13 protein-coding genes are annotated in these 20,939 nt (G+C 69.4%); 8 read left to right on the forward strand and 5 right to left on the reverse strand.

Annotation, left to right across the window (positions count from 1 at the left end):
• The first annotated feature begins 144 nt into the window (after nucleotides 1–144).
• From C8E99_RS15320 to C8E99_RS15340, 5 genes are all read left to right on the forward strand, one after another.
• Nucleotides 145–1,815, forward strand: a complete 1,671-nt coding sequence (locus C8E99_RS15320) for an L-lactate permease (RefSeq protein WP_115933028.1) — start codon at nucleotides 145–147, stop codon at nucleotides 1,813–1,815.
• Nucleotides 1,816–1,869: 54 nt separating this feature from the next.
• Nucleotides 1,870–2,580: a FadR/GntR family transcriptional regulator gene (locus C8E99_RS15325; protein ID WP_115933029.1), complete on the forward strand. Its 711-nt coding sequence runs from the start codon at nucleotides 1,870–1,872 to the stop codon at nucleotides 2,578–2,580.
• A 147-nt stretch (nucleotides 2,581–2,727) separates the two neighbouring features.
• Nucleotides 2,728–4,443, forward strand: a complete 1,716-nt coding sequence (gene purH, locus C8E99_RS15330) for a bifunctional phosphoribosylaminoimidazolecarboxamide formyltransferase/IMP cyclohydrolase (protein ID WP_115933030.1) — start codon at nucleotides 2,728–2,730, stop codon at nucleotides 4,441–4,443.
• 12 nt (nucleotides 4,444–4,455) lie between these two features.
• Nucleotides 4,456–5,817, forward strand: a complete 1,362-nt coding sequence (gene mgtE / locus C8E99_RS15335) for a magnesium transporter (protein ID WP_115933031.1) — start codon at nucleotides 4,456–4,458, stop codon at nucleotides 5,815–5,817.
• 120 nt (nucleotides 5,818–5,937) lie between these two features.
• Nucleotides 5,938–8,169: an NADP-dependent isocitrate dehydrogenase gene (locus tag C8E99_RS15340; protein ID WP_115933032.1), complete on the forward strand. Its 2,232-nt coding sequence runs from the start codon at nucleotides 5,938–5,940 to the stop codon at nucleotides 8,167–8,169.
• A 102-nt stretch (nucleotides 8,170–8,271) separates the two neighbouring features.
• Here the strand turns inward: C8E99_RS15340 and C8E99_RS15345 are convergent, their stop codons facing one another.
• The 3 genes from C8E99_RS15345 to C8E99_RS15355 all read right to left on the reverse strand — a co-directional run bounded on the left by C8E99_RS15345 (nucleotide 8,272) and on the right by C8E99_RS15355 (nucleotide 12,916).
• Nucleotides 8,272–9,786 carry an APC family permease gene (locus C8E99_RS15345; protein WP_115933033.1) on the reverse strand — a complete coding sequence of 505 codons (1,515 nt, stop codon included), beginning with the start codon at nucleotides 9,784–9,786 and terminating at the stop codon, nucleotides 8,272–8,274.
• 78 nt (nucleotides 9,787–9,864) lie between these two features.
• The gene (gene glsA, locus C8E99_RS15350) at nucleotides 9,865–11,883 is read right to left on the reverse strand and encodes a glutaminase A (protein WP_115933034.1); all 2,019 of its coding nucleotides are present in this window, start codon (nucleotides 11,881–11,883) and stop codon (nucleotides 9,865–9,867) included.
• A 25-nt stretch (nucleotides 11,884–11,908) separates the two neighbouring features.
• Nucleotides 11,909–12,916 (reverse strand): D-isomer specific 2-hydroxyacid dehydrogenase family protein, encoded by a 1,008-nt coding sequence (locus C8E99_RS15355; protein WP_115933035.1) that lies wholly within the window; start codon nucleotides 12,914–12,916, stop codon nucleotides 11,909–11,911.
• A gap of 84 nt (nucleotides 12,917–13,000) precedes the next feature.
• Here C8E99_RS15355 and C8E99_RS15360 point away from each other — a divergent pair, with 84 nt between their 5' ends.
• Nucleotides 13,001–13,957: an SDR family oxidoreductase gene (locus C8E99_RS15360; protein WP_115933036.1), complete on the forward strand. Its 957-nt coding sequence runs from the start codon at nucleotides 13,001–13,003 to the stop codon at nucleotides 13,955–13,957.
• A gap of 51 nt (nucleotides 13,958–14,008) precedes the next feature.
• Nucleotides 14,009–16,735, forward strand: a complete 2,727-nt coding sequence (hrpB, locus tag C8E99_RS15365; protein WP_115933037.1) for an ATP-dependent helicase HrpB — start codon at nucleotides 14,009–14,011, stop codon at nucleotides 16,733–16,735.
• A gap of 207 nt (nucleotides 16,736–16,942) precedes the next feature.
• Here hrpB and C8E99_RS15370 read toward each other — a convergent pair whose 3' ends face one another.
• Together C8E99_RS15370 and C8E99_RS15375 are read right to left on the reverse strand one after the other, a co-directional pair.
• Nucleotides 16,943–17,950, reverse strand: a complete 1,008-nt coding sequence (locus C8E99_RS15370; RefSeq protein WP_245952397.1) for a DUF2332 domain-containing protein — start codon at nucleotides 17,948–17,950, stop codon at nucleotides 16,943–16,945.
• Nucleotides 17,935–19,437: a glutamate-cysteine ligase family protein gene (locus C8E99_RS15375; RefSeq protein WP_115933038.1), complete on the reverse strand. Its 1,503-nt coding sequence runs from the start codon at nucleotides 19,435–19,437 to the stop codon at nucleotides 17,935–17,937. The genes C8E99_RS15370 and C8E99_RS15375 overlap by 16 nt, the downstream gene beginning before the upstream one ends.
• A 186-nt stretch (nucleotides 19,438–19,623) precedes the next feature.
• On the opposite strand from C8E99_RS15375, the gene C8E99_RS15380 reads away from it, so the two are divergent.
• Nucleotides 19,624–20,934 carry an extracellular solute-binding protein gene (locus C8E99_RS15380; protein WP_115933039.1) on the forward strand — a complete coding sequence of 437 codons (1,311 nt, stop codon included), beginning with the start codon at nucleotides 19,624–19,626 and terminating at the stop codon, nucleotides 20,932–20,934.
• Nucleotides 20,935–20,939 lie beyond the last annotated feature (5 nt).

A 20,939-nucleotide genomic window follows, 5' to 3' on the forward strand; every position in this document is an offset into this window, starting at 1 on the left:
CAACGGCGTGGTGAGGCCCGGTGGAAGTGTGCTCGAAAGAATTGACGACTGTGATGTGCACCATATAACCTCTGTGGCCTGACCATTGTGGTCAGACCACATTGCTGCGGCTCTTCCCGCACCCGCCCACTCCAGGAGACACGCGTGGACACCTTCACCGCGACCACCGATGCCATCGGAGGCAGCGTGGCACTCTCGGCACTCGTCGCCACCCTGCCCCTCATCACCTTCTTCGTCATGCTGCTCGGGGCCAAGGCCCGGGCGCACGTCTCCGGTGCCGTCGCGCTGGCCGTGGCCATCGTCGTCGCGGTCATCGGCTTCGGCATGCCATGGGACCTCACTCTGCTCTCGGCCACCCAGGGTGCCGTCTTCGGCCTGTTCCCCATTGTGTGGATCGTCGTCCTGGCGTTGTGGTTCTACCAGGTGACGGTCCTCAGCGGGCGGTTCGAGGACATGCGCGCCATCTTCGACACGATCGGCGGTGGAGACCTGCGCATCCAGACCATCCTCATCGCGTTCTGCTTCGGTGGCCTGCTGGAGGCGTTGGCGGGCTTCGGAGCGCCCGTGGCCATCACCGCCACCATGATCCTGGCCCTCGGCCTGAAGCCCCTGAAGACCGCCACCGTGGTGCTCATCGCGAACACCGCGCCCGTGGCCTTCGGTGCCATCGGCATCCCGATCACCACGGCTGGAGTGCTGACGAACCTCGACCCGGCCGACATCGGAGCCGTCGTCGGACACCAGGCCCCGTTCCTGGCCCTGCTGGTCCCGTTCTTCCTGCTCGTCATCATCGACGGATTCCGTGGCCTGCGGGAGGCCTGGCCGGCTGCCCTGGCCATCGGTGGCACGTTTGCCCTGGCCCAATGGTGGAGCGCCACACATTTCTCCTATGAACTGACGGACGTCGTCGCCGCGTTGGCCGGAATGGCTGCCGCCGTCGTCCTCCTGCGTTTCTGGAAGCCGCGGGGAGCCGATGCCGTGCGCGAACGCATGGGCGTGGAGAAGCCCGCCGCAACGGAGAACCTGACCCCGGTCCGCGTGTGGATGGCGGTCCTGCCCTACATCCTGGTGGTCGCGGTCTTCGGCATCGCCAAGTTGTGGAAGGCCGGCGTGGACATCCCGGCCGCCCTGGGGGACACGGACGTCGCGATCCCGTGGCCCGGGCTGGACGGCCTCCTGCTCAACCCGGAGGGCGAGCCCCTCACCAACACCGTCTACAACTTCCAGTGGCTCTCCAGTCCGGGGACGCTGCTGCTGATCGCCGGTCTGATCGTCGCCGTGGTCTATGCGGTCTTCGACGCCCAGGGCAGGTTCCGGCTGTCCTTGGGGAACGCCGTGATGGAGATCGGCCGGACGTTCTGGAAGATGCGGTTCGCAGCCCTGACCATCATGACCGTGCTGTCTCTGGCCTACGTCATGAACTTCTCCGGCCAGACGATCGCCATGGGAACCTGGGTCGCCGGACTCGGTGCGGCGTTCGCCTTCTTCTCTCCGGTCCTGGGGTGGATGGGCACAGCTGTGACCGGTTCGGACACCTCTGCCAATGCGTTGTTCGCCAACCTGCAGAAGACCGCGGCCCTTGAAGCAGGCTTGGACCCGCACCTGATGACGGCGGCCAACACCTCCGGCGGCGTGGTCGGCAAGATGATCTCCCCGCAGTCGTTGGCCATCGCGGCCACGGCGGTGAGCATGGAGGGCAAGGAATCGGCCATCTTCAAGTCCGTGATCTGGTGGTCGGTCGGTCTCCTGCTGCTGCTGTGCACCCTCGTGTTCCTGCAGTCCAATGTGCTGGCGTGGATGCTGCCCGGGGCCTGAGTCCCTGAGTCCTAGACTGGTCAGCAGCCCCGTCACCCCAGGAGAAGAACCCCCGTGCCCGCACCCCGCGCCTATACGGCGATCCTTGCCTGGCTTGAAGACCAACTGCGCACGGGCGTGATCAGCGTGGGAGAGAAACTCCCCGGCGAGCGCCACCTAGCCGAACAGTTCGAGATCTCCCGGGCCTCGGTGCGTGAGGCGATCCGGGTGCTGGATGCCATGGGCCTGGTCCGCTCGACCACCGGCTCTGGTCCGTCAGCCGGGGCCGTGGTGATCTCCGAACCCTCCACGGCCCTCGCGTGGGCGTTGCGGATGCACATCGCCACGCAGGCCCTGCCGATCGGGGACATCGTTCAAGCGCGGTTGTTGCTGGAGACCCAAGCGGCCCTGGAATCGGAGAAGCGACCGGACTCCCCGGACCGGCGGCGGATCCTGGAGGAGGCCGCCCGGCTGTTGGACGAGATGGACGCTCCCGGGTTGCCGACTGACCGATTCCACGCCAGCGATGCCCAGTTTCACATCCTGCTAACCTCCTTGGCCGGCAATGTGGTGGTGGAGACCATGATGGCGTCCCTGCGTGAGGCCACCATCGGCTACGTCCAGGAGACTGTGTCCGGACTCGAGCGCTGGCCGGAGGTCAGCTGTACCCTGCAGGAACAGCACCGCGGGGTCCTGCAGGCCGTCCGAGAGCGGCGCGGGGAAGACGCAGCGGAGGCGCTGCGCCACCACATCACCTGGTTCTACGGGTTGAGCGACCACCGCTGAGGCGCTGGGGCGCCTCGGTGCCCCCTCCGGTTCATCCCCACCGTGGGGCCGCTCCACCGGCCTACACTGGTTCCGGCGTCGGGCCGCACGATCAACGCGCCCGGCCGGCGTCGTCCCCGCCCCGACCTGATCCCAGGAGTTCCCGACGTGACCATCCAGCTCGACCGCGTCCCGCTCAAGCGGGCCCTGATTTCCGTCTACGACAAGACCGGTTTGGAGGAGCTGGCCGCCGGACTGCACGCCGCCGGCGTGCAGATCGTCTCCACGGGCTCCACGGCCCAGCGGATCGCGGGCGCTGGCGTGCCCGTCACCGAGGTGTCCGAGGTGACCGGTTTCCAGGAGTGCCTGGACGGCCGCGTCAAGACCCTCCACCCGATGGTCCACGCCGGCATCCTCGCCGACCGCCGCCGCGAGGACCATGTGGCGCAGCTCGAACAGATGGACGTCCAGCCCTTCGACCTGGTCGTGGTGAACCTCTACCCCTTCGTGGACACGGTCCGCTCCGGTGCCGGGCAGGACGAGGTCGTCGAGCAGATCGACATCGGTGGACCCTCCATGGTGCGCGCCGCGGCCAAGAACCACCCGTCCGTGGCAGTCGTCGTGGACCCGGCGAAGTATGGCGACGTGGTCTCCGCCGCCCAGCAGGGCGGCTTCGACCTCCCGGCACGACGCCGGCTCGCGGCCCTGGCCTTCGCCCACACCGCCGCGTATGACAACGCGGTAGCGGCCTGGACGGCGGCCCAGTTCGAGGCCGACGAGGACGCCGCGGAGGCCAGCCTCTTCCCGCCCTACGCCGGGGTGACCTTGCAGCGGGCGCAGACCCTGCGCTATGGCGAGAACCCGCATCAGTCGGCCGCCCTCTACGTCGAGGACGGGGCCGCCCCTGGCATCGCCCAGGCCGAACTCCTGCACGGCAAGGCCATGAGCTACAACAACTACGCGGATGCTGACGCAGCCCTGCGTGCGGCCTACGACTTTGGCCAGCCGGCCGTGGCGATCGTCAAGCACGCCAATCCCTGCGGCGTCGGCATCGCCGCCGAGTCCGCGGAGGATGCGATCGCCGAGGCCCACCGCAAGGCCCATGACTGCGACCCGGTCTCCGCCTTCGGTGGCGTGATCGCCGCCAACCGCGAGGTCACCGCCGGCATGGCGAACACCGTCCAGGCCATCTTCACCGAGGTCGTCATCGCTCCGTCCTTCTCCGCCGAGGCCCTGGAGATCCTCTCGGCCAAGAAGAACATCCGCCTGCTGCGCCTGCCGGAGGGCTTCGCCCGGGCCACCGGACGGGAGAGCATCGAGTACAAGCAGGTCTCGGGCGGCATGTTGCTGCAGGCCCGGGACGCGGTGGACGCCGCCGGTGACGATCCCGAGACCTGGACCCTGGCGGCCGGCCCGGCCGCCGACCCGGAGACCCTGGCCGACCTCGCCTTCGCGTGGCGGGCCGTGCGCGCGCCGAAGTCCAACGCCGTGCTGCTGGCCAGCGGCGGGGCAACGGTCGGCATCGGCATGGGCCAGGTCAACCGCCTGGACTCGTGCCGCCTGGCCGTGGAGCGGGCCAACACCCTGGGGGCCGCCACCACGGGCGCCCAGGAGGTCACCACCGAGAGCACGACCGAGATCACGACGGCGGGTGGCGCAGAGAACGTGAGCGGCACCGGCGCACCGGAGCGGGCCCGCGGGGCTGTGGCGGCCTCTGACGCCTTCTTCCCGTTCGCCGACGGCCTGCAGATCCTCATCGACGCCGGCGTGCGCGCCGTCGTGCAGCCGGGTGGCTCCGTCCGGGACGAGGACGTCATCGCCGCGGCCGAGGCCGCCGGCGTCACCATGTACTTCACCGGTGCCCGCCACTTCTTCCATGGTTGAGCCGGTGAGGTGATGACCCCGAAGGGCCAGCCTGGTCCGGAGACACAGATCAGCGGCGATCTGCGCCGAGGTGACGTCGAGGCGGCCACGGACAGGCTGCGGCGGATGTCCCCGGCCCAGGTGCGGCGTGTCCTCGGCCGTTCCGGGGCCGGGGATGTTGCGGTGATCTTCCGGCTCCTGGAGAAGAACGTCGCCGTCGCGGTCTTCGCCTCCCTCGAACCACGTCAGCAGTCTCAACTGATCACAGCTCTGCAGGACGAGGATGTCCAGGTCATGTTCGCGCATCTGCAGGCCTCTGGTCAGGCACGGTTGCTCGATGAGGTTCCCGCCGAGGTGGCCCAACGGCTGCTCGGCACCCTCAACAGTGGGCAACGCGAGGACGCGGGCAGGGTTCTGGGATATCCGCACGGATCCGTCGGGCGCAGGATGGGGCCCGTCCTCATCGAGCTGCGTCCTGGCATGACTGCCGGCGAGGCGTTGCAGTCTCTCCGCGAGTCCGATGTGCCCGAACAGCGGTTGCGCCGCCTGGTGAGCCTGCCGGTGGTCGGCAGGGCGCACCGGCTGTTGGGGATGGTGGAGTTGACGGTCCTGGCCAGCGCTCCTGAGCACGCACGGGTCGCCGATCTGATGACGACGGACGTCGACTCCGTTGCGGCGACAGAAGATGATGAGACCGCGGCCCGCAGGCTCGCCGCTGAGGACCTGCTGGCACTGCCCGTGATCGACGTGGCCTCGAGGCTCGTCGGCGTCCTCACCCTGGCGGACGCGAGCCGGATCCTGGCCGAGGAGGAGACGGAGGACGCCGCACGGTCGGGTGGTTCGGAACCGTTGGCCCAGCCCTATCTGAGTACTTCCGTGGGCAGGCTGGTCCGTTCGCGGATGGTGTGGCTCCTGGTCCTGGCCGTGGGTGCGACCTTGACCGTGCAGGTGTTGGAGGTCTTCGAATCGACGCTCGAGGAGATGGTGGTCCTCTCCGTTTTCGTCCCCCTGCTCATCGGCACCGGCGGCAATACCGGTAACCAGGCTGCGACCACCGTCACGCGTGCCCTCGCCCTGGGAGACGTCCGGTCCGGAGACGCCCTGCGGGTGGTGCGCCGAGAGTTCGCGGTGGGACTGGGACTGGGCGCCATGCTGGGAACGATCGGCCTGGTGGTCGCCGGCCTCGTGTATGCCTGGCCCATCGGGGTCGTCATCGGACTGACGCTGCTGTCCATCTGCACCTTGGCCGCCTCAGTGGGATCACTGATGCCGATCATCGCGCGGCAGATCGGAGTGGACCCGGCCGTCTTCTCCAATCCGTTCATCTCCACGGTGGTGGATGCCTTGGGGCTGATCGTCTACTTCCTGATCGCCCAGGCCGTCCTGGGGATCTGAGTGGGACCCGGTCACGATGGGAGAGTGGGCCGGCACCTCCGGTAGATTGGGGGCCGATTCACCCATCACGACGACTCGGGCCGTGCCCACCGGCGCGCCCTGCGAGGAGACCCACGCTTCATGTCGAAGATCATCTACACCTATACCGACGAGGCTCCCATGCTGGCCACCGGCTCACTCCTGCCGCTCGTCGAGGCCTTCGCCTCGACCGCGGGTGTGGGCATGGAGACCCGGGACATCTCCCTGGCCGCGCGCATCCTGGCAGTCTTCAACGACGTGTTGCCTGAGGATCAGAAGGTCAACGACGCCCTCGCCGAACTGGGTGAGCTGGTCAAGACCGATGACGCCAACGTCATCAAGCTGCCGAACATCTCCGCCTCCGTGCCGCAGCTGAAGGCCGCGATCGCCGAGCTGCAGGCCGGCGGTTACGCGCTGCCGGCCTACCCGGATGAGCCGAAGACGGCCGAGGAGAAGGACGCCCGGACCCGCTACGACAAGGTCAAGGGCTCGGCCGTGAACCCGGTCCTGCGCGAGGGCAACTCGGACCGCCGCGCCCCGAAGGCCGTGAAGAACTTCGCCCAGAAGCACCCCCACTCGATGGGCGCCTGGTCGGCCGACTCGAAGACCAACGTGGCCACCATGGCCGCCGACGCGTTCTTCCACAACGAGAAGTCCGTGGTCATCGGCGAGGACAGCACCATCCGGATCCAGTTCGTGGAGGGCTCCGGCGAGGCCGGTCAGCCGACAGTGCTCAAGGACGACTTCCCGGTGCTCGCCGGTGAGATCATCGACGGCACCTTCATGTCCGCCGCAGCCCTGGACGAGTTCCTCGCCGCCCAGGTCGCGCGTGCCAAGGACGAGGGCGTGCTGTTCTCCACACACCTCAAGGCCACCATGATGAAGGTCTCCGACCCGATCATCTTCGGTCACGTGGTCAAGGCCTTCTTCCCCTCGTTGTTCGAGAAGTACGGTGCCGAGCTGGCCGCTGCCGGCCTGTCTGCCAACAACGGGCTGGCCTCGATCCTCTCCGGCCTGGGCTCCCTGGACCCGAAGGTCGCCGAGGGTGTCCAGGCCGAGATCGAGGCCGGCTACGCCAACGGCCCGGACCTGGCCATGGTCAACTCGGACAAGGGCATCACCAACCTGCACGTCCCCTCGGATGTGATCGTGGATGCCTCCATGCCGGCCATGATCCGCACCTCCGGCCACATGTGGAACAGGGACAACCAGGAGCAGGACACCCTCGCGGTGCTCCCGGACCCGTCCTACGCCGGTGTGTACCAGGTCGTCATCGACGACTGCCGTGCGAACGGCGCCTTCGACCCGACCACCATGGGCACCGTCCCGAACGTCGGCCTGATGGCGCAGAAGGCCGAGGAGTACGGCTCGCATGACAAGACCTTCGTCCTCGAGACCGCCGGCACCGTCCAGATCGTCGATGGCTCCGGCACCGTGCTGATCGAGCACGCCGTCCAGGCCGGGGACATCTGGCGTGCCTGCCAGACCAAGGACGTCCCGGTCCGCGACTGGGTCAAGCTGGCCGTCACCCGTGCCCGCGCCTCCCAGACGCCGGCCGTCTTCTGGCTGGACGAGAACCGCGCGCACGATGCCAATCTGATCGCCAAGGTCAACGAGTACCTGCAGGACCACGACACCGAGGGCCTGCAGCTCGAGATCATGGCCCCGGAACAGGCCACCGCCTTCACCCTGGAGCGCATCCGCCGCGGCGAGGACACCATCTCGGTCTCCGGCAACGTGCTGCGTGACTACCTGACCGACCTGTTCCCGATCCTGGAGCTGGGCACCTCGGCCAAGATGCTCTCGATCGTCCCGCTGATCAACGGCGGCGGCCTGTTCGAGACCGGCGCCGGTGGCTCTGCCCCGAAGCACGTGCAGCAGTTCGTCGAAGAGAACCACCTGCGCTGGGACTCGCTCGGCGAGTTCCTGGCCCTGGCCGTTTCCTTCGAGCATGAGGCCGTCTCCCACGGCAACGCCCGCGCCCAGGTGCTGGCCGACACCCTCGACCGCGCCACCGGCACCTTCCTGGAGGAGGGCCGCAACCCCTCCCGCAAGGTCGGGGAGATCGACAACCGCGGTTCGCACTTCTACCTGGCCATGTACTGGGCCCAGGAGCTGGCGAAGCAGACCGAGGACGCGGAGCTGGCCTCCAAGTTCACGGAGATCGCCACCGATCTGACCGAGAACGAGCAGAAGATCCTGGATGAGCTCAACGCGGTCCAGGGTGCCCCGGTGGAGATCGCCGGTTACTACTACCCGTCCAAGGAGAAGGTGTTCGAGGCCATGCGCCCGTCCGCCACCCTCAACGCGATCGTGGCCAAGCTGGCTAGCTGACCAGTCGCAACTGGCGGTCCACAACGCCCCGTTTCCCCGGAGAAAGTCCGGGGAAACGGGGCGTTCTCGACTGACAGATTCAGCGGGCAGATGACGGGGCCGTCACCGACCCGGCGGCCGCGGCGGCAGGTCCTCGTCCCGGCCGATCAGGACGTCCCCGACCGGAGCTCCCCGCTTCCGGTTGCTGGCCCTGTTGAGGAAGTACGTGAGCACCCACAGCACGATCCCGAGGACCATCAGCCCACCGGCGATCTGGTAGACGATGGGATCCCGCTCCACCCAGGGCCCCGCCAGGAACAGGGAGAAGAGTCCCGCGAGGTAGGGCAGCACGGTGGGGGAGTTGAAGGCTCTCTTCGAATACGAGCCCGATTCCGGGTCCGCACCCCTCCGGCGCCGCAGCACGATGCAGGCCACGTTCACCACGGTGAAGACGCAGAGCAGCAACAGGGCGGTAGTGCTGGAGAGGTTGGTGACGATGTTGCTCTCGGGGTCGCTGGTGACGTACCAGATGAGGAACAGGGCCAGGACGGTGGTGAAGATGATCGCGACCCAAGGAGTGCGGCGGACGCGCAGTACCTTGCCCAGCGGCCGCGGCAACACGTTCTGCTTGGCCATGCCGTAGACCAGCCGGCTGGCCATCAGCATGTTGATCAGCGCGGTGTTGGCCACGGCGAACACCGCCAGGAACGGGAAGATCCTGTCCACGGGGAAGCCTGGCGAGCCCTGCTTCACCACTTCGAGCAGCGCCTCTCCCTCGGCCTCTCCGATCGTGGCCAACTCGGTCGGAGACAGCACGGCCACGGCGGAGATGGCCACCAGCATGTAGAAGAGCACCGCGATACCCAGGCCGGTCAGCATGGTCCGGGGGAAGATGCGGACGGGGTCCTTGGTCTCCTCGACCATGTTCACCGAGTCCTCGAAGCCCACCATGGCGAAGAACGCGATGGAGGTGGCTGCGGTGACGGCGAGGAAGAGCCCCTTGTCATTGTTGTCCTGGAACACGAAGATCTGGCTCAGGTCAGAGCCGCCCTGGGCCATCGCGAAGAAGCCCACTCCGATCACGATGCACAGGGCCGTCATCTCCACCAGCGTCAGGACGACGTTGAATTTGATGCTCTCGCCCACCCCGCGCAGGTTGATCAATGCCAGCAGCACCATGAAGCCCAGGGCCACGCCCATCACCGCACCGGGGCTGGCCTCGCCCATCCAGCCGTTGACCTCCAGGCCGCCGAAGAAGTTCTGCGCCAGCACGTTGGCCGAGGTGGACGCACTGGTGATGCCGGAGCACACCACGGCGAAGGCCACCAGGAACGTGACGAAGTGGATGCCGAAGGCCTTGTGCGTATAGAGCGCGGCCCCGGCGGCCTGCGGATAGTGGGTGACCAGCTCCAGGTAGGAGAATGCGGTCATCGTAGCCACGGCGAAGGCCAGCAAGAACGGCAGCCACAGGATGCCGCCGACCATGCCGGCCATCTCACCGGTGACCGCGTAGATCCCGGCACCCAGCACGTCGCCGACGATGAACAGCAGCAACAGCTTGGGCCCGAGGACCCGTTTGAGTTCGCCCTCGCCCTCCTCAGGAGGGGCGCTGGGTACGTCCGGCGCGGTGGTGCTCATGGCTGCCTCCGACACCTGCACAGGTCACACGGGTGTTCGCAGTGTGGCCCGCTGGGGATGCGAGGGTCAATGATTCGGTCACTCGAAGCGTGCGCCGGACTCCCTGCTCATCTGCTCCACGGAGGTGTAGGCGTCCCGCGCCAGGGCGGACCACAGCTTGATGGCCAGTTGCGGATCGGACTCCTCGAGGGCGGAGATCACCTGGGCCGTGAGAACCCGGGTGGTCACCGGACCCATGGCGCGCACCGTGGTGAGCTGCCGGCCCGCCTGGCCGAGGGCGATCTCGCCGAAGATCATGCCGGGGGAGAGGTAGGCCTGCCGGTAGCGCCGGCCTCCGGAGCCCTGGCTGGTGAGCTCGACCTGCCCCGCGGTGATGAAGTAGATCCCGCCGAACGGCTGCCCGGCCCGGCGGATGACCTGCCCGGCCCGGTAATTGCGGGTCTCCATGAAGGCCGAGAGCGTGAGGGCGTCCTCCTCGTTGAGCATCTCCAGCAGCGGGGACCGCGTCGGCTCCTGGTCGCCGGTGGGCACCAGGTCGGGCGCATGGCGGGCCAGCATCCGCTGTTCGATCCACTCGAGGGCGAGCGACCGGGAGAGGAACAACCGGAATTCGGGCTCTACGGCGGCCTCCACCGTGCCGTCCGCGTCAAGGTCGGCGGGGGCCAGGTCAGAGACGGCGGCATCAGAGGTGAAGCTGTCGACCGCACCTCCTCCAGTGCTCCCGCCGGAGGTTCCGGCTCCGCCGGCCGTGGACGGGACAGGCGTGGACCAGGTGGTGGTCTCCGGCATCGGGTCCGGCAGGGCCCCGTCCTCCGTGTCCGCCGCGTAGTCCAGCAGGGACTGGGTGAGTGCGGTGTCGTCGTCCACGAGGATGAGGTCGCGGCGGTCCTCCAGGAAGTTGCGCACCACATGGGTGAGCATCCGGGCCGCGGCCTTGCCGAAGTCGTCCACCTTGCGCACGTCCACCACGAGGGTCCGGACGGAGGCGGGCAGGCCGACTGCGGCGCGGGCCAGGGTCTCGGCCTCGGCGAAGCCGATGTCACCGCCGATCTCGATGATGCGGCATTCCGGTCCGTGCACCTCGAGGGCCTGCAGGGCCTCGACGCTGCGGGGGACACTGGAGGGCGCCTCGGACAGGTCGTACCGGGCCCGGATGGTGGAGCGGCCCAGGGGTGGGACGTCACCGTAGTGCAGGCCGAAATCGGTGGCGATCTGCTTGATGGCCACGCCGCCGCGCACGGACATCCCGTGCTCGTCCAGGGGCGGGGAGAAGACCCCGACGCCCATCTGTCCGGGCACCACCACGAGCAGCCCGCCGCCGACCCCGGACTTGGCCGGCAGGCCGACCTCGATGGCCCAGGTGCCGGCGTCGTCATACATTCCGCAGGTGGACATGACGGAGAGCACCCAGCGGACCACCTGCGGGGAGAAGACGCGTTCGCCGGTGGCCGGGTTCACGCCCTGGTTCGCCAGGGTCGCGGCCATCATGGACAGGTCCTTGGCCGTGACCAGGATGGAGCACTGGCGGAAGTAGTCCTGCAAGGACAGCTCAGGGTCGGATTCGAGGATCCCGAACGAGCGCAGCAGCCAGGCCAGGGCCCGGTTGCGGTGGCCGGTCTTGTCCTCGGCCTTGAAGACGGACTCCGAGACCTTCAGGTCCCGTCCGGCGGCGTCCGAGAAGGTGTTGACGATCCGTCCGATGCGGTCGCGCCCGCCGCGGCCCTTGATGAGCGAGGTGGTGGTGATCGCCCCGGCATTGATCATGGGGTTGTCCGGTCGCCCGGTGCCCGCCTGCAGGGAGATCTCGTTGAACGGGTCGCCGGAGGGCTCCACGTCGATCTTCTCGTGCACCTTGTCCGGGCCGAGGTCCTCCAGGGCCATGCCGTAGGTGAAGGCCTTGGAGATCGATTGGAGGGAGAACGGGTGCTCGGCGTCTCCGGAGGCGTAACAGTGGCCCTCGACGGTGGTCAGGGCCAAGCCGAACAGGTTCCGGTCCATGGCGGCGGCCGAGGGTACGGCCTGGTAGGTGGCGCCCTCGTCCACGGGGCGGATCTGGTCGACCAACCGGTCAAGGTAGTCCTGCACGGGGGATCTCATGACCCCAGCCTAAGGGGCCCGGCGGTCAGTACCCCGCCTCCGCGTCCACCCGTCCCTCCAGCGCTGAGCCCTCGGCACGGGCGGCGAGGTTCCGCTCGCTGCGGGCGTTGATCAACGGGATGCACATCTGCGGGGTGTCCGCCGTGTGGGGGGTGATCAGGCAGCGCGGCTCGGCCCACAATGGGTGCCCGTCCGGGAGCGGTTCCGGATCGGTGACGTCCAGTCCCGCGCTGCGGATGGACCCGGCGGCCAGCGCCGACACCAGGGCATCGGTGTCCACGAGCGTTCCGCGGGCGATGTTGATCAAGATGGCGGTGGGGTCCATGAGCTCCAGTTGCTGGGCACCGATCATGCCGCGGGTCTCGTCCGTGGCGGCGGCGGCGATCATCACGACGTCGGCGCCCGGCAGGACCTCGTCCAACCGGTCCTGGGTGACAGTCCGGTCCGCCCCGGGCACCTCATCCTCCGTCCTCCGGACCATGGTGACGGTGGTGTCCCAGGTCTTGAGCAGGCGCAGGTACTCGCGGGCGATCCCGCCTCCGCCGACCACCACGCAGTTCAGCCCGTTCAGGGTGGTGCCCCCGCCCGGGCCCCATCCGGTGGCGCGGACCCGCTCGGGCAGGTTCCGCAGCAGAGCGAGTGTGAGCGCGAGGGCGTGCTCGGCCACGGGCGGCGCGTAGACGCCCTTCGCAGAGGTCCACTGGATGTCCGTTCGCTTCCGGATCAGCGGCACGTACCGTTCGATGCCGGCGAACGGCAGCTGGATCCATCCGAGAGACGGGTTGGCGGCCAGGATGGCCTCGACGTCTTCGACCGGCACCGGGTACACCATCACCAGGGCCGTCGCCGACCCATCCCCGTAGGGTGCGTCGGCGTCACTCGGCACCACCGAGCCGCCGACGTCGGCCGCGGCCTGTGCAGGTCCGGCGTGGGCCTCGCTGTAGGGGCCGTCCTGGCGGGCATCGGCCGGTGGGTAGAACAGGACCCTGTCTGGTCCGGTGGCGGCGGGGTTCACTGCAGCTGACTCGGTCATGCCGCCATGCTGTCACAACCGGCAGTCAGCCGGTGCGCGGGTGATGACTTGATGCCGCTGGGGCAGGTCCTTAGGGTCGGGATCATGAACGGATCTGCGAACCACCCAGAGAACCAGACCGACCTCAACACGAGCGACGGGGGTGCGGGGGCCGGTCAGCTCGCCGCCGATGACCCCACGACCCGGCACCCGAAGATCTCGCCGCCGGAACAGGACCAGCCGGAGCCAGGGCTGGACGTGAAGACCGAACCCGTGCCGGACATCGGCCTGGAATCCTACCGGGGTCAGGGGCGCCTGGTCGGCCGCAAGGCGTTGGTGACCGGAGGCGACTCCGGGATCGGCGCCGCCGTCGCCATCGCCTTCGCCCGGGAAGGCGCGGACGTGGCGATCGCCTACCTGCCAGCCGAGGAGGAGGACGCCCAGCGAGTGGTCAAGGCCATCGAGGAGGCCGGACGCACCGCGGCCGCGCTGCCCGGGGACCTGATGGACCGGCCGTACCGGGAGGGAGTCGTGGACGCCGCCGTCGAGAAGCTCGGCGGGCTGGACATCCTGGTGAACAACGCCGGCAAGCAGGTGATCTCCGACTCCCTGGAGGACCTGAGCGATGAACAGGTGCACGAGTCCTTCCAGATCAACATCATGTCCATGTTCACGCTGTCCCGGGCCGCCCTGAAACACATGGGCCCCGGTTCCACCATCGTCAACACCACGTCCATCCAGGCGTACGAGCCGTCGCCGAACCTGCTCGACTATGCGTCCACGAAGGCCGCGATCAACAACTTCACCAAGGGCCTGGCCCAGCAGGTGGCGGAACGGGGCATCCGCGTCAACGCCGTGGCCCCGGGCCCCGTGTGGACCGTCCTGCAGGTCTCGGACGGCCAGCCCAAGGAGAAGCTGCCGAAGTTCGGGCACAACACCCCGTTGGGCCGTGCCGGTCAGCCGGTGGAGATGGCCCCCGCGTTCGTGTTCCTGGCCTCCGGAGAGTCCAGCTACGTCACCGGGGACACCCTCAACGCCAACGGCGGCACCCCCACGCCCTGATCCAAGGGACCCGGTCCGGCCGATCACGGGTCAGCGGTCCACAATGGGAGGATGATTTCCCGCACCCGGTCCGGCCCCTTCGACCTCGATCGCCTGGGCGCCGGCCTGGTCTTCAGTGACTCCCTGCCGGACCTGCACCGGGCTCTGGTCTCGGAGCGTCTCGCCGTGGTGCAGGCACCGCCGGGCACCGGCAAGACCACGCTCGTGCCGCCGGCCGCGGCGAACCTGCTGGCCGAGCAGAAGGTCATCGTCACCCAGCCGCGCCGGGTAGCGGCCCGTGCCGCCGCCCGCCGTCTCGCGGCCCTGGATGGGACCGGCGTCGGGGTCCGGTCCGGCTATGTGGTCCGCGGGGAACGCCAGACCGGTGCGGAGACCCTGGTGGAGTTCGTGACCCCCGGCGTACTCGTCAACCGGCTGCTCAGCGATCCCGAGCTGGCCGGCGTCGGCGCCGTGATCCTGGACGAGGTCCACGAACGCGATCTCGAGACGGACCTGCTCTTCGGCATGCTCGGGGAAGTGGCCCAATTGCGTCCAGAACTGCTGCTCGTGGCGATGTCCGCGACCTTGGACGCGGTGCAGTTCGCCGCCCGACTGGGGGAGGGCACCGGCCGGCCCGGCCCCGCTCCCGTGGTCGACTGCCCCTCGGCATTGTTCCCCGTGGACATCCGCTACCGACCGCATTCCGGGCGCCGCCAGGACCTGCGCGGGGTGAGCCGGGACTTCCTCGACCACGTCGCCCGCTGCGCCGCCGAGGCCCACGCAGAGGTCCGCGAGTCCGAGCCGGGAACCGACGCCCTCGTCTTCGTCCCCGGGGCCCGCGAGGTCTCGGAGACAGTGTCGCGGTTGCGGGACCTGACCACCGGCACCGAGATCCTGCCCCTGCACGGTCAGTTGCCGTCCGCCGAACAGGACCGGGCCGTCGGCGGGCGCGAGCTCTCCGCACCTGGCCGGCCCCGCATCATCGTGTCCACCTCCCTGGCCGAGTCGTCGCTGACGGTACCGAGGGTACGGCTCGTGGTGGATGCCGGGCTTGCCCGCGAACCCCGCCGGGACACCGCCCGCGGCATGACCGGGTTGGTGACGGTGGCCGCCGCGCAGTCCTCCGCCGACCAGCGGGCCGGCCGTGCCGGCCGCCTCGGCCCCGGCACCGTGGTCCGCTGCTACGACCGCAGCACCTACGGGACTGCACCCGCGCAGCCGACGCCCGCGGCCGCCGTCGCCGATCTCACCGGTGCCGCCCTCGTGCTGGCCTGTTGGGGTGCGCCCGCCGGCGAGGGCCTCGTGCTGCCGGAACCGCTGCCGGAGGCCTCCCTGGCCGAGGCATTGGAGACACTGACCGCGTTGGACGCCATCGATCCTGCCGGCCGTGCCACCGACCACGGCCGCCGCCTTGCCGCGATTCCCGCCGAGCCGCGGTTGGCCCGCGCCCTGCTCGACGGCGGCCGGTTGGTGGGTGCCCGCGCCGCCGCAGAGGTGGTCGCCTTGGTCTCGTCCGACGTGCGGCCCGAGGGGGCCGACCTGACGGTGTCCCTGCACCGACTGCGTGCGGCAGGCCGCGGCGATGCCGAGGCCGGCCGGTGGCGTCGGGAGACCGAGCGCTTCGCGCGGCTGGCCGGCCGCGCTGGTACGGAGGAGTCGGGGGGCGCCCGGGTGCCGCGGGAGTCGGAGGTGGGTGCCGTCGTCGGACTCGCCTGGCCCGAACGCCTGGCGCGGCGGGTCCCGGCCTCCTCCGGCGCCGGCGGGGTCAGCGGTGCCCAGTCCAGCGGAATCTACCTGTTGGCCTCGGGGACTCGGGCCGCCCTGCCGCCGGCCAGCCCGCTGGCCGGGGCGGACTGGCTGGCCGTGGCCGAGGTCTCGCGCGCCGAGGGGAGGGCCGCCGCCGGTACGGGAGCCGTGATCCGGGCCGCGGCCCCCGTGGACGCCGCCCTGGCCGAACAACTCGCCGGGCCCCTCTACCGGGAGGAGCGGACCGCCATGTGGCAGGACGGCCGGGTGGTCGGCCGGACCGTGAAGGCGGTGGGGGCGATCATCCTGTCCGAGACGCCGGTGGCCCCCGACCGCGCGTCTGGCCGCGCCGCCGTCGTGCGCCTGCTGGCCGAGCGGGGGCCCGAGGCGATCGGGCTGACCTCCGTGGCCAGCCCCGGGGCCGACGCACTGCGACGCCGGTTGGACCTGTTGCACCGGACGCTGGGGGAGCCGTGGCCGGACCTATCCTCGGCGGCGCTCGCAGCATACTGGGAGGACTGGCTCGCGCCGGAGGTGGAGAAGTTGGCCGGCGGAGCCAAGACGAGTTCCCTGGATCTGGCCTCGGCCCTGCGGCGGCTGCTGCCGTGGCCGGAGGCGGTGCGGTTGGACGAGCTGGTCCCCGAGCGACTGCCGGTGCCCAGCGGCCGTACCGCCCGGATCGACTACCCGGCCGTGGAGGCGTCAGCAGACCCTGGCGCTGCAGATCCCGGTGCCTCAGTTCCCGACGCCGGTACTCCGGTGGTGGCGGTCAAGCTCCAGGAGTGTTTCGGGCTGGCCGAGACCCCGCGGCTGGTGGACGGCCGGGTGCCGGTCGTCTTCCACCTGCTCTCCCCGGCGGGCCGGCCTGTGGCCGTCACCGGGGATCTCGCCTCATTCTGGTCCGGACCGTACGCCCAGGTCCGGGCGGAGATGCGGGGACGCTACCCCAAGCACCCATGGCCCGAGGACCCGTGGACCGCGCCGGCCACGGCGAAGACGAAGAGGACGCAGGACAAGACACAGAACAAGACACAGCAGGGGAGCCGGCGGTGAGAACAGGCAGGCCCGGCGGTCAGTTACCAGCCGCGGTCGCGCCATTCGTCAAAGTGTGATGAGTGAGTTGAAGGGCTCCGGGTCTTCGAACGTGGTGCCGACGGGCGGATTTTCGATGCGCACCGACCTTTCGCCGGAGCAACAGACCGGATGACGCCAGCTGGAGGGGGTTGCTGTCCCGGATCCGCCGCTGACCATCGCGATGCCCTAGGTGGCATAGGGAGGCCGACTGGCGGTGACCGAGCGGCCGTGCGGGTCGGCCGTGGCCCGGGGAGTGCCGTCGACGGCGATGACGAACTCGCCGCGGGGAACCGACTCGGGCAGCGGGTGGAGTTGCGGGAGGACGCCGGGTCCCTCGTTGCTGATCCAGTGCCCCGGCAGACCGTTGACAAGTTCGACGAAACCATCGCGGGCGGCCTGGTCGAGGTAGGCCAGCACGGCCGTGTGGAAGACGACCAGCGTGGCATCGACCGGAGCCTCGGCGGCCAGAGCCGGCAGTGCCTCGTTGAGGTCGCCGGCGATGACGCGGGGTGGCTCACGACGGGCGATGGCCAGGGCGGATCGGAGCCGGTCCCGGCGACCATCGTGTCCGGGCCAGATGAGGGTCTCCAGCCAGGTGCAGTCGTCCGGATTCGCGACGTCCACGGGGCTCAGGTCGATACCCGCCCGCCACACGACCTCCGGAAGAACCTGCGGCGGCTCGACTCCCGGGCCGAGACGGCAGTCGATGACCACCTCGGACGGCCCGCCGGCGGGGTCGAGATGGGTGCCGTCGCTGTACCGGTAGGAGTAGCGGTCCGGCACGAGGCAGAGACCGGCGGAGGCCCCCACCTCGATCAAGGAGAGGGGCTGGGGCAACTCGGTCAGGAATGGCAACAGCACGGCGCATCGGGCTGCCTCGTTCGTCTGGGTGGATCGCGCCAGGATGGTCTCGCGGATGGCATCCCAGCGGTCCATGAGGGCGGACCGGAACGAGGCGTAGGTGCCCTCGGCGCCGTGAAACCGGGCGGCCGCGAACACGAGGTTGGGCTGGCGCTTGGAGCGGGACAGCCCTGCCACCAGCTCGAGCACCTCCGGATCCTCGGCGATGTTCCCGGCCCAGTCCTCGTAGACCTCCGAGCTCCCGTGCGCCTCGATCCGGGCGAAGCGGCGGTAGACCTCTGACGGAGGAAGCTCCCCTCGGTGGACGGCGGTGTCCATCACGGCAGTGGCCACGTGTGCACGGGGTTTCCTCCGCGCATGTGCGTCCCGTACTCCGCCACCATGCTCGCCAGGGCCTTGTCACGCGCCAGACCGGATTCCTCGTACCGGCCCAGGGCCCGCGTCATCCAGGCCGCCCCGTTCTGGCCGGTCCGGGTGCGGCCGGTGAGCACCGCCAGGTAGTGATCCGCCACGTCGTCCTCCACCTCGAGCAGCTCCAGCCCGTGCCGGGCGGCCGGCAGCAGGTGCCGGTCCAGCAGCTCCGTGACGGGGACGTCCCCGTAGCCAGGCCAGTAGACCGAGGCGTTCAGTCCATGCCGGGCGCATTCGTAGAAGTTCGTCCTCGCCACGGCGAAGGACATCCGCTGCCACGGGTTCTCCTCCGTGGACACCAGGTACTTGACGAGGCCGAAGAAAAAGGCGGCGTTGGCCACCATGTCCACGACCGTGGGACCGGCCGGAAGCAATCGGTTCTCCACGCGAAGGTTCGCCGGAAGTGCCGGCGAGGTGCCGGCGTCGTCCGTCTTCTCATCCTTGCCGGGGTCATAGATGGGACGGTTCCAGCGGTAGACCGTGCCGTTGTGCAGCAGCAGTTCGGCCAGTTTCGGCGCCCCGGCCGCCGTGGTGCCCGTGTCACCGGACATCTCCGGCAGCAGCGCCGGGAAGAAGGCGATGTTCTCCTCGAACAGGTCCTCGATGCCGTCGATCCAGCGCTCACCGAACCAGACGCGGGGCCGCACCCCCTGCCGGGCCAGCTCCGGACCCCGGGTGTCCGCGGCTTGCTGGAACACGGGGATGCGGGACTCGTCCCACAGCAGTCTGCCCAGGAACAGCGGGGAGTTCGCGGCCAGGGCCACCTGTGGCCCGGCGATCGCCTGCGCCGCGTTCCACACCGGGCCGAACTGCTCCCGGGTCACCTCGAGGTGCAGCTGCATGGAGGTGCACGTGGACTCCGGGGCGATGTCCCGGGCGTAGTAGGACAGGTGCTCGGGCCCGTCGATGTCGATGCGGATGTCCTCGCCGCGCGCCTCGAGGATTGCCGCGTTCAGGGCCGAGTAGCGATTGCCCTCGCTGATCCAGTCTTCGCCGGCCAGGTCCTCCCCGTCCAGGGTGGGCAGGATCCCGATCGCGTACAACTGTGCCCCGGCGCGGATGGCGCGCTCGTCGGCCCGGTTCAGTTCCGCCTTCAACGACTCCTCCAGATCGCGCAGTCCGCGCGCCCGGATGGTCAGGGAGGGGTGGTTGAGCTCGATGTTGTACCGGCCCAGTTCCGTCTGGAACGCCGGATCGTCGATGGCGTCCAGGACCTCGCGATTCAGCGGTGCCGGCTGGGACGCCTCGTCCACCAGGTTCAGCTCCAGCTCCAGGCCGATCCGCCCCGCCCCGGAGAAATCGCTGCCGGCCAGGTAGTCCTTGAGTTCCCGCAGTGATCCTTCCAGGCGCTCGCGGTAGCGCGTCCGCTCGGACCGGGAATAGGTGCTCGATTCGACCTCGGTGCCCATGGGATGAAGCGTAAGGCACCGGAACCCTTGGGAAACACCCGCGGCGGGCATATGCTCACGTCACAGTGACCTGCATCACCGGCGAGGGAATGGTTTTAGCGCCGGGACGCAGGTCACGGTGGGACACGGATCATCGGCCCTGGCCGCAGCACCGTGGTACGGAACCGGACCGGAGGTACGCGACTGATGAGGCAATCCCGACCGAGTGGCAGGCACACCCGCCGGCTGGCGAGCGCCGCAGTGGTAGCCACGGCAGCCCTGGTGCTGGCGGGCTGCGGGCCGGCGGAGGACATCCCGGTTCTCACCTGGTATACCAACCCGGACGACGGCGGCCAGGCCACCATCGCGCAGCAGTGCACCGAGGCGGCCGGTGGGGCCTACCGGATCGAGACGTCCATCCTCCCCAATGACGCCGCCTCCCAGCGTGAGCAGCTCACCCGGCGGCTGGCCGCCGGGGACACCTCGATGGACATCATGTCCCTGGACCCGCCCTTCATCCCCGAGCTGGCGGAGCCCGGATTCCTCGCGCCGGTGCCCGAGGACGTGGCCGCCTCGACCACCGAGGACACCCTGGAGGGAGCGGTGGCCGGTGCGACCTGGAAGGACAACCTCGTCACCGTACCGTTCTGGGCCAACACCCAGCTGCTCTGGTATCGCGAGTCCGTGGCCGAGGAAGCTGGGCTGAACATGAACGAACCGGTCACCTGGGATCAGCTGATTGAGGTCGCCAGGGACCAGGACAAGGAACTCGGAGTCCAGGGGGCACGGGCCGAGGCCATGACGGTGTGGCTCAACGCGCTGGTCGAGTCCGCCGGCGGGCACATCCTCGAGAACCCGGAGGCCTCCGCCGCAGACGTCCAGACGGGGCTCGACACGGAGGCCGGTCACCAGGCGGCGCAGATCATCTCCACCATCGGCCAGGAGGGCCTCGGGGGGCCGGGCCTGGCCACCCAGCAGGAGAACGAGGCCATGCTGCTCTTCCAGGGGGACAGCGGCTCCTTCATGGTGAACTGGCCGTTCGTCTGGCCGGCCACCAATGCCGCCGTGGAGGACGGGGCGCTCCCGGAGGATCTGCCCGAGGACATCGGCTGGGCCCTGTACCCCCGGGTGGTGGAGGACCAGGAACCGGCCCCGCCGCTGGGCGGCATCAATCTCGGGGTGGGGGCCGAATCCGAGCACCCGGAGCTTGCGTGGGAGGCGATCGAGTGCATCGTCGCCCCGGAACACCAGACCGAGTACTTCATCACCAATGGAAACCCGCCCTCCAGCGCGAGCGCGTTCGACGATCCGGCCGTGGAGGAGGCGTTCCCGATGGCCCCGACCATCCGCGAATCCCTGGAACTGGCGGCGCCCCGTCCGCAGACGCCGTACTACAGCGAGGTGTCCACGGCCGTCCAGCAGCGGTTCACCCCACCGGGCGCCGTTGACCCGGAGGCCACCCCGGCCGAGACCGGTCAGTTCATCATGGAAGTCCTGCGAGGGGAGTCCCTGCTGTGAGTGCC

The organism is Citricoccus muralis, assembly GCF_003386075.1.
In the GTDB taxonomy this organism is placed as follows: domain Bacteria; phylum Actinomycetota; class Actinomycetes; order Actinomycetales; family Micrococcaceae; genus Citricoccus; species Citricoccus muralis.